The sequence below is a fragment of the Rhodococcus jostii NBRC 16295 genome (genome assembly GCF_001894825.1).
In the GTDB taxonomy this organism is placed as follows: Bacteria; Actinomycetota; Actinomycetes; order Mycobacteriales; family Mycobacteriaceae; genus Rhodococcus_F; species Rhodococcus_F jostii.
This window is the reverse complement of sequence record NZ_BCWY01000167.1, coordinates 1-8624: the sequence shown is the minus strand read 5'-3', so window position 1 is coordinate 8624 and position 8624 is coordinate 1. Positions and strand designations below refer to the sequence as shown.

Below are 8624 nucleotides of genomic sequence, written 5' to 3'. Positions count from 1 at the left end.
TCGACCGAGTCGCTTCGCTCCTCTGAGTTTCCGAAATTAGGCTCTCACCTGTACTTTTCGTCGTCACGTTTGATCCGGTCCCCCCACACCCCAACGAGGCCTGGGAGGCTGTTGCGCGCGCCCGACGGGCTTCCACTCGCCTTCTCGCTCCGCTCGATGCCATACCCACATCCTACCACTCATTTCCCATTCGATCCAAACACTAAGAAATCATAAAACAGCTAAATCCATTGCTTACCAAGATATTACAAACCTCATAATCTCAGATTCGTGCATAAATCTCGTAAATACATACTTATCAAATAATTTCCCAAACCTACTGAAGATAAACATCTTTCAAAATCCACTCATCTGAACGCCACAAGCAACCCCCACGCGCCCGCCGACACCCCGGCGCCGGAACTCCCCCGGTAAGGTCGCCGGCACCCCCACATCACAAACCGGGGACACGTCATCACAAAGTCACAACACCATCACGCCTCCACCCAGCACACGGCCCGGAAGTCGGGTGCGGGCCGCGCACGGAGGGTCGCGATCAACACATCGAGGTCCACCCAGAACCGATCATCGCGACCCTCCACATAACCCCCGATCCTCGAGCAGCCCCGGCATCAGCTCACGAACCGCACAACAAGCACCGCCGAGCATCGAGGTCCCGGCGCACCATCCAGTCCCACCCCGCACCCGCATCAACACCACCCTCGACGGCCTCAACAACCCGAGACGCCGGCAGGTCCAGCCGCAGTGAAAAACAGATCCACCCCGAGGAAACACCCCCGCCACCATCGCGGTGAACGACCCGAGCGGATACACCACCCTCGGCCGCACCACAGTGCTGCCACACCATCACCGCCGGCAGACAGCAAAGAACCCCCACAGCCGGTCCGCGATGACGCCCAGTGAAATCCGCACCCCCTTCCCGGACTCCGCCGGTGTCACCTTCCCCGGTCACCGCGTCCGCCCAGGCCGCGGTTCTTCCCCGTCCATCCCGCACTCCAGGACGCTCGCATGGAGCTGTCCGAGTACACATACGAGGTCATTCCGGGACCTTCACAAAGATCTGCAGGTAGGCACCCGCGGCCGCTGCGGCGACAGGGGCCGCGGCCTCGGTTACAGGTGCTCGGAGGTGCGTCTGCCGATCGTGGTGCTCAGCGCGTCCAGTTCGGCGAGCACGGCAGTGGCAGCCCAGATCTGGTTGCGCTTGCTCTCGGACAGCACCTCGAGCACCCCCGCCGCAGTGAGCCGGCCGAGCGCACGGTACGCGCTCGCATCGGTGGTGCCGGTGATCCGCTGGGCCGTGTCGGCGCTGAAGATCGGAGTGCCGAGGAGGGCGTCGATGATCTTCTCGTCGGCGGAGTTGCTGCGCGGCCGGGCGATGTCCCGCCAATAGCCGGGGAGTTCGGCCAGGGCGCGGGCAGAGTCCTGCGCCGCCTCGCTGGAGACGATCGCCGCACGGGCAACGTACTCGACGAACCCGTCCGCATCCCCCGCTCGGTAGCGGGTCAGGTGATCGAAGTAGCGGCGGGTGTCGGCGAGCATCACCGACGCCAACGGCACGGTGACCCGGTCGGTCAGGCCGCGGCGGCGCAGGATCGCGCTGACCAGGGCGCGGCCGATGCGTCCGTTACCGTCGGTGAACGGATGGATGGACTCGAACTGGGCATGCGCGATCGCGGCCTGCGCGAGGATCGGCAGGTCGATGCGGTTCGCGAACACGAGCAGATCCGCCATCAGATCGTCGACCAGTTCCGGTGGCGGCGGTATGAACAGCGCGTCGATCGGGGTGTAATCGCTACCACCGATCCAGTTCTGCACGTCGCGGACCTGGCCGGAGTCGCGGGCAGTGTAGTAGTCCGGTGCCATCAGCAACCGATGCGCACCGAGCAGGGTGTCACCGGTGATCGGGCCGTCGCCGGCACCGTCGACCATCGCGATCAGCGCCTTCACGGCGGCGAGCTGAGACTTGGCCTCCGCACTGGCCCTGCCGCCGGCCAGCGCCTTACCGAACGCCCGCCAACCCGCGTCGATGTGCTCAATCTTCGACGACGCCACCGACTCGCTGCGCAGCAAAAAGTCCGACAGCGGCGCCAGATGCTCGCCAAAGCCCGCCTCGAGGCGGGCCACAGCGATGACCCCCTCCTCATGCGCGCGGGCAACACCACCGACCAGATCACAGTCGAGGGAACCGATCATCGGCGGGATCATCACGTCGACGGTCCTCAGGGTGCGGTCCGCGCGCGAACCCTGCCGATGACGCGGGTTCCAGCCCAGAGTCTCGGTGCGATGCGCCGGCCAGATCACAGGCCCTCCCCGTTCCGAGACAAACGTAGACAACAGCGATATTAGCGTACTTTCTTTGCCATAAACGTAGTCAACGACGCCGTTGGTGTACAAACGGCGGCAGAACACCCCTGCAGGTCGGCTCCTGATGTGCTCCACCCCTGCAGACCACCACCGGATTCGGTGACACCGTCACCGTCGAACCCGACCCCACACCGTGCCCCGAACCGTCTCACCACCGCGACTGGATCAGCCTGTCCGGCTCTACGGGCCGCTGCTGCAGCTGGCGATGCGGCCGGCAGGGCTCCGGCCAACTTCGCCCGCTACGGCAGCCGTCAATGCCCCGGTCCCGCCCCAACACATACGTGTGACGCCAGTGCGGCCTGACTGATCTGACAGCATGCGAGCAAATTTGTGCTTGGAGGACGGTGTGCAGCCGCGTTGGACGCAGGATTCCCTCCCGCACAAGGGACCTCGGCATCACAGTGGAAGCGAAGAGCGCTACCCCCAACTGACACTTCAAGATCGGCTTTGCGGGCGCGCCAACCGACCACGGGTCAGCAAGGCGCAAACTCACGCCCTTAACCTCTCGGGGCTGCCCGTCGAGGCGAATGTATCCCTCCGTCTTTGAGGTAGGCGAGGACGGGCAATCGGCGAGTGCGGCGGTCCAGCCTTAGACTCGGGCGCCTTCGACGAGGGTGGGAGTAGCCCTGCGGTGGTTGCGGTCGATGCCGCTCCTGGGCGCGGTCGCGGGGCGCGGTTGGCTCAATCGGCGTGATGGCCAGCCACGGGACCGAATCGAATACGGATCCCACGTCCGCCTCGGGCGCGCGGGCGGGCAAAGGGTGTCGACGCGGGGGTGTGGGCCTGGGGTGGGCGGCCGCGACCGACCCGGCCCGGTACGGCACCAGCGGGAACCTCGAACCCGTACGGTGTCGTGCAAACTTCGCCGAGCGCTCGACCTCTGAGACGACCACCCCGGCGCGAGTCGGCCGGGCTCGACGACCTCACCCGAACGGCGGAGGCGGGCTACGGTCGAAGCCTGCTCCACCGGCGCGAGCACCGTCCGATGGTCGGCCGAGCGGGCATCGGCGTGCCGCGGCCGCGGGAATCCTTCCGCTACGCCGTCCCCCGCTTCGTGAAGGCCTCACCCCTTCGCCGGCGGGACGGAACTCGCGAACAACACTGCACAACAGCCACTTTCGAGGGAATGCTACAGACTGATCGCGGTGCGGAAGTACCGGGCAGCATGCACGCCACGCGTCGCTTCGACATCCCGCCGGATCACATCGAACTCGACCGCGATTCCGGAGGCCTCGTCCACGTCGTCGAACGGCAGCACCGCCACGGTATTCGTCGCGGGCTGAGCACACTGACCGCATTGTTCGCTGTCGTCACGACCACATCGCCCCGGTCGTTGGCCGCCACCGCGTACCGGCCGATCACGACCGGAAACGGAACCACGTCGGGGTGGTCGAGGCGTGCGGCAACACCACCACACGGTTGCTGAGGACATCGACCACGTAGCGGTCCCCTAAACCGCGTACCGCGACCGCGACCGGCACGTGCAACCCGGGGAACGGCAGATCCCACGGCGTCGACGTACCCCGTTCGAGGGCGGCGGCGCGGTTGTTCACCGAATCCGCGACAAACGCCGATAGCGGATCGACGAGAGGGACTGTTGGCGGTGTTAGCGTCCCAGCCATGACGACATTCGTGGTTGAGTCGACGAGCGCGGGCTTTTAGATGACCGACTCCGAGATCGAGATCACGGCAGAGCTTGTACACGATCTTCTCGAGGACCAGCATCCGGACCTTGCCGGGCTGGCCATCCGAAAGGTGGAGGGCGGCTGGGACAACCAAATGTGGCGCCTTGGGAATGAGTTGGTCGTGCGCATGCCGCGCACGGAACGTGCCCCGGACCTGCTGCGCAAGGAGCGCCGGTGGCTGCCCGTCCTGGCTCCGCGCCTTCCGCTCCCGGTTCCGACCCCGGTGCGGATCGGCGAACCGTCCGCGCGTTTCCTGAGGTCCTGGAGCATCATGACGTGGGTTCCCGGTGAGCCACTCGACTGCACCGCGATCAGCCGCGGCGACGACGCGGCCGACACTCTGGCGGGCTTCCTCACGGCGCTCCATGTCCAGGCGCCCGCCGAGGCGCCGACCAGTTCGGACCGCGGCGCTCACCCCAAGAAGTGCACGGACGGCTTCGAGAAGCTCGTGCACGCCGTTGTCCCCGGCGGCATTGCCGCCGGCATCCGGGCCGTCTGGGACGATGCCGTTGCTGCCCCCGAGTGGGAGGGCCGGCCGGTATGGGTGCACGGTGATCTCCATCCCGCGAATGTCGTCGTCTCGGACGGGACGCTCTCGGGCGTGATCGATTTCGGTGACATGTTCGCCGGCGATCCGGCGTGGGACCTCGCGGCCGCGTGGCTGCTCCTTCCCGCGGGCGCGGCCTCACGGTTCTTCCAGGTGTACGCGCATGCGGACGAGGCGACGATCCGGCGCGCCCGAGGGTTGGCTGCGCTGAAAAGCCTTTTCCTCATCCTCATGGGCCGGAACGGGGAACGGGGCCTTCGGGGCGGTAAGCCGACATGGGGACCTGCAGGCCGGGCGGCGCTCGATCGTGTTCTGACATCCAGCTTGGGCTGGCCCTCTCCCGCATAGGCCCCGCTCCTATCACGAAGCGCGGCGGACCATTTCAAGGAGTCTTGCTGCTGGTGTCGGAGCTAAGACACCGGGGCCGATCACCTCGCCACTGCACGGTGATCACCGCCGACCGGATATCCCGTTCCGATACTCCTCAAGGCCGTACCAGCTGCACCATGGACCCGCTCGCTTTCGTCCATCTCAACCATCCTTCACCGGTACATCGCACCGCGAATTAGAAGATGAGCCCGTGTTTCTCGACGAGTGCCATGGTCCCGTCCATGTCTGCCGAACAGCCGTAGGGGGCGATGGTCTGCTCCAACTCTTCGGGGCTCAGTTCCTCGGTCAGTTGGTCGAGGCATCGGAACAGCTCTTCCAGACCTCCGGGCGAGATGATCTCCAGCAACCTCGCCGCCGTCTCGCCGGCATTCCAGAACGTGTGCCACTCTCCCCGGGGTTTGATCACCAGATCTCCCGGACCGGCCACGACCTCCTGGTCCCCGAGCCTGGCGGCGACCGTGCCCTCGAGGATGAAACTGAACTCGTCCTCCCGGGTGTGCCTGTGCAGTGGAGCCGCAAGCACCCGTGGCGGCAAACGGTGCTCGACCAACGAGAACCCGCCGCCCCAGTCTCGGCCGTTGATCAGAAACCGATCACCGCAGGCCGCGGCTGGTTGGTAGAGCTCGCCGTCTTCAGGACCGACAATGCGATGATTCGACACTGCCCACACCACTTCCACGATCGAGCAAATGAGGTGCTTCATACCTTACGCCGACATCGGGCATGCAAATTGTCAGGACTTCGGGGCCGCCTCGGTGCCGGTTGCGAAGCAGTGGCACGAAATTCAGCTTCGGGCCTCGGTGAAAACTGTTGAATGGCCGACCATTCCGTACGAGGATCCTTCATCGGGGTTATTTCTTACTTGGCGACTACTCGCCCCACGGATCGCTCTCGTGAGGGCCACTCATAACGGCTCCGATCACGAACGCCAGGGCGATCACGCCGCCGACCATTGCCCCGGCCATCGTTCTGATGACGCCGAACACGGCGCCGAGTACTTCTTGCGACTTATCGCTTCGCTGCTTCACCACGGCTGCCGCCTCAGGACCTCGCCGGCGATGTACTGACGCTCCTGCTTATTAAATACTCAACCGGCGGCACTCAACCGGCGGCGGATCAGACCCAAACGAAATGAACGAACCATGCGGATACGCCCTCGGCCGCGAAACCTCCCCCACGTGCTGGCATCACTTCACGTTGGCCAGGTGAGAGGGCGCTTCGGCGATGGCGTCGGCTACGGTCCACGCATGGGAGGCGAGTGGATTCAGATCGACCGAGACTGCGTGACGTGCGGCAAGGCCGCGTTCCGGCGCTACATGTACGCCAGCCTCGGCGGTGCGCTTATCGAGACTGACCTCTACGAATGCGCCACCCCCGGTTGTCCTGGGCCGGTAGCGATCTGCGAACCAATCGACGGCTGACCACCAAGGGACCCCACCGGCCGTGCCGTGCTGCTGGTGGGGTCTCACTGCCGCCAGTCGCCCAAGGTTGCGGTAGGCGATTCGTCTTTGGTCGACCCCGGCCACGCGCCCTTGCGGCCGGGGTCTTGCCGTCACGTCATCGGGAGGGAGGCGTGGCGGCCATCAAAGCGCGCAGCGGGCGAACCCCTCAAGACCTGCCCGAACGCGCATGAAACAGACCATACGCCCCGAATAACAGAATAGGCGTGGGAAAGCGAACCCCGCCGGCCACTGGGGGGTCGGCCGGCGGGGCCACAGCACCGGCCTTCAATGCGGGGGGACGGCCGGTGCGACGACGAGCCTAGAAACCGGGCGGGGACAATTCGGATTCTGTGACGAATGCCACGCCTATATTTCGGTGGTGGACTGCAAGTGCGGCAACTCACGAGCAAAGGACCGTCAGCGCGAAACATGACGCACAGAACCACTCCATCCACTTCCTTGGGAAATGGCACCCCCGTCGAGATTGGCTGGTCATCGCCGAAACCGGAATCGGACCGCATCGCTTTGTGATGTCCATCACTTCGATGCATGTAACAGCTGTCGAAGATGTGCGCTCATGGGGTTCATGCGACTGGCGTGACCGAAAAATGCGCCTCACCTGCCCAATCGGTGTATCTACTTCCCCACAGCACACTGGCGGAAGATCGAACACTCTGTAACCTGTGTCGAAATCGTGATCGTTTCGTTATTTCGCAGCGTTCGACAGAGGATCGGCTTTGGCTCAGCACCGGAAAATCGACCCGCCAGCCCGAGGCGCCCGAGGCGCCCGGCACTCCCGGCACTCCCGTTCGACGAAGACCCCCCGGGGCCGGCTCATGGTGATCCCACTGGCCGCCGGCGCGCTGGCCGTGGCCGGAGCCGCCATCACCTCCGGGGCCACCGGTGAGGCCCGCGCCGAGGTGACCCCGGCATCGGCCGACATCACCCTCGCAGCGGCGCCGCAGATCCTGCCGGTGCCGCGCACCGCACTCACCGACTTCACCGAGGCACTCTCGCGCGCCACCGAACGTGAGGCCGAGCGGCTGGCGCGTGCGAAGGCCGAGGCCGAACGGCTGGCCCGCGAGGCGGCCGACCAGGCCGCACGCCAAGCGGCGGCGGAGGAAGCAGCGCGACGACCGGCCGTCGTGTTCCCGGCCGACGGCACCTTCACCTCGGGCTTCGGTCCACGGTGGGGCACCAACCACAACGGCATCGACATCGCCAACTACATCGGCACCCCGATCAAGGCCGTCACCAACGGCACAGTGATCGAGTCCGGTCCCGCCTCGGGATTCGGCCTGTGGGTCCGGATACAGCAGGACGACGGCACCATCGGCGTGTACGGCCACATCGACCAATCGCTGGTCTCGGTCGGCCGGCAGGTCCGCGCCGGCGACCAGATCGCCACCATGGGCAACCGGGGCCAGTCCACCGGGCCCCACCTGCACTACGAGGTGTGGGCGGCCAACGGAACCAAGATGGATCCGGCAGGTTGGCTCGCAGCACGGGGAGTGCCCGTGCCCCAAGGGCAGGGCAGCTAACAACCGCGCCCACCCACGGCGAGCACCACACTCATTCATTGCAGAAGCAACCCGACCTGCACAAGAAAAAACCTAGAACCGACTCCCCGACACGCGAAATCGTGGAGGGTCTCGCTCCGTGCCGGCGTGGACGGCAATTGTCGGCAGCCGTCGCCCGGTGTCACAGTCGGGTTCCGCCGCCATTACCCCGTTGTACGGCCCAGCGCACCACTCTCTATCACCCATTGGTTTATGCGCACTCGGCGACAACGATTTCACATATCGCAGCGATCTCTGGAGACTCTGTTGCGGCGGTGCACGTCTGAGGCCGCCCGGCGCTGGTTCATTTCGGCCGTTTCAGTCCTCACCAGCACGAAACCATAGGTCGTCAACGGGTCACCTCGACGGGATGTTGCAGGTCAGCGAATTCCAGTCATGGGCGGCAATCGGAACGCACCGGTAATGGTTCCTCCACCGGCACTGGGTCGTTCGGTCCGAAGACCACGAATCGGAGCGCACACGCGTCATGATTATGGGTGTGAGGATCTGGATGCTGGTGGACCTCGAACCCGGATACGAGCGCCTGCACGTCGGCGACCGAATCGAAGCCACTACCGCATGGTGTCGGCCGGAGATGCTGCCGGCAGAAGTGGTGAGCTGGGACGTCTCCGTGCAA

At 65.3% G+C, this 8624-nt stretch carries 7 protein-coding genes; 2 read left to right on the top strand and 5 right to left on the bottom strand.

What is annotated here, in order from left to right; all coding sequences use genetic code 11:
- Nucleotides 1-1110 precede the first annotated feature (1110 nt).
- The 3 genes from RJ1_RS43865 to RJ1_RS43860 all read right to left on the bottom strand — a co-directional run bounded on the left by RJ1_RS43865 (nt 1111) and on the right by RJ1_RS43860 (nt 3986).
- Complete coding sequence (locus RJ1_RS43865; RefSeq protein WP_073370829.1) at nt 1111-2301, bottom strand: Fic family protein; 1191 nt, start codon at nt 2299-2301, stop codon at nt 1111-1113.
- 1192 nt (nt 2302-3493) lie between these two features.
- Complete coding sequence (locus RJ1_RS48600; protein WP_255284966.1) at nt 3494-3628, bottom strand: hypothetical protein; 135 nt, start codon at nt 3626-3628, stop codon at nt 3494-3496.
- Nucleotides 3629-3722: 94 nt separating this feature from the next.
- Nucleotides 3723-3986 (bottom strand): NHL repeat-containing protein, encoded by a 264-nt coding sequence (locus RJ1_RS43860; RefSeq protein ID WP_143049040.1) that lies wholly within the window; start codon nt 3984-3986, stop codon nt 3723-3725.
- A gap of 40 nt (nt 3987-4026) precedes the next feature.
- Between RJ1_RS43860 and RJ1_RS43855 the strand changes: the two genes are divergently transcribed.
- Nucleotides 4027-4944, top strand: coding sequence for an aminoglycoside phosphotransferase family protein (locus RJ1_RS43855; RefSeq protein ID WP_073370824.1), 918 nt, complete (start codon nt 4027-4029; stop codon nt 4942-4944).
- Nucleotides 4945-5161: 217 nt separating this feature from the next.
- On the opposite strand, the gene RJ1_RS43850 is transcribed toward RJ1_RS43855, so the two are convergent.
- Both RJ1_RS43850 and RJ1_RS46540 read right to left on the bottom strand, forming a co-directional pair.
- A complete protein-coding gene (locus tag RJ1_RS43850) occupies nt 5162-5689 on the bottom strand; it encodes a cupin domain-containing protein (RefSeq protein ID WP_174695089.1) in 528 nt (175 codons plus the stop codon).
- A gap of 166 nt (nt 5690-5855) precedes the next feature.
- Nucleotides 5856-6017, bottom strand: a complete 162-nt coding sequence (locus tag RJ1_RS46540) for a sodium/proton-translocating pyrophosphatase (RefSeq protein WP_143049039.1) — start codon at nt 6015-6017, stop codon at nt 5856-5858.
- 1247 nt (nt 6018-7264) lie between these two features.
- Between RJ1_RS46540 and RJ1_RS43840 the strand changes: the two genes are divergently transcribed.
- A complete protein-coding gene (locus RJ1_RS43840; protein WP_073370819.1) occupies nt 7265-7969 on the top strand; it encodes a M23 family metallopeptidase in 705 nt (234 codons plus the stop codon).
- The last annotated feature ends 655 nt before the right edge of the window (nt 7970-8624 follow it).